Genomic DNA, 609 nt, shown 5'->3' with positions numbered 1-609 from the left:
TTCTCCTCGACGGCCTGCCCGAGCACCGCCAGCACGTCGCGCCAGGCGGTGTCGTAGTCGGTGAACGACTGGACGTCGACCAGCGTGCGGTCGAGGTCGAGGAGGACGGCGGGGTGGGACATCAGGCCCCCGCGGGGAGAGGCGCCGCGCCCTGGGGCGACCGGTCGGCGAGGCCCATCCGGTCGAGCATCCAGGCCAGGGAGAAGGCCCGGTCCTGCCAGGACTTGTAGCGGCCGGACACGCCCGCGTGCCCGGCGACCATCTCGGTGCGCAGCAGGAAGTCGCGGCGTCCGGTCGCCGTCGCGCGCAGCTTGGCCACCCACTTGGCGGGCTCGACATAGAGCACCCGGGTGTCGTTGAGCGAGGTCTCCGCGAGGATCGGCGGGTAGTCCTGGGCCACGACGTTGTCGTAGGGGGCGTAGCCGGCGAGGTAGGCGTAGACCTCGGGATCGGCCTCCGGATTGCCCCACTCGTCGTACTCGGTGACCGTCAGCGGCAGGGAGGCGTCGAGCATCGTCGTCACGTTGTCGACTAAGGGGACACCCGCCACCACGCCCGCGAACAGCTCGGGCGCCTGGTTGACCACGGCACCCACCAGCAGGCCACCCG

Annotated in this window: 1 protein-coding gene; it reads right to left on the bottom strand. The window is 71.4% G+C overall.

The annotated features are described in order from the left end of the window. Positions 1–121 precede the first annotated feature (121 nt). Positions 122–609 (bottom strand): prolyl oligopeptidase family serine peptidase (locus KDM41_18535; protein ID MCB1185422.1); only part of this gene is annotated, 488 nt, incomplete at its 5' end.

This window comes from bacterium (genome assembly GCA_020440705.1).
Lineage (GTDB): Bacteria > Krumholzibacteriota > Krumholzibacteriia > LZORAL124-64-63 > LZORAL124-64-63 > JAGRNP01.
Note: the sequence above shows the minus strand (reverse complement) of the source record. Positions and strands in the feature narration are given on the sequence as shown.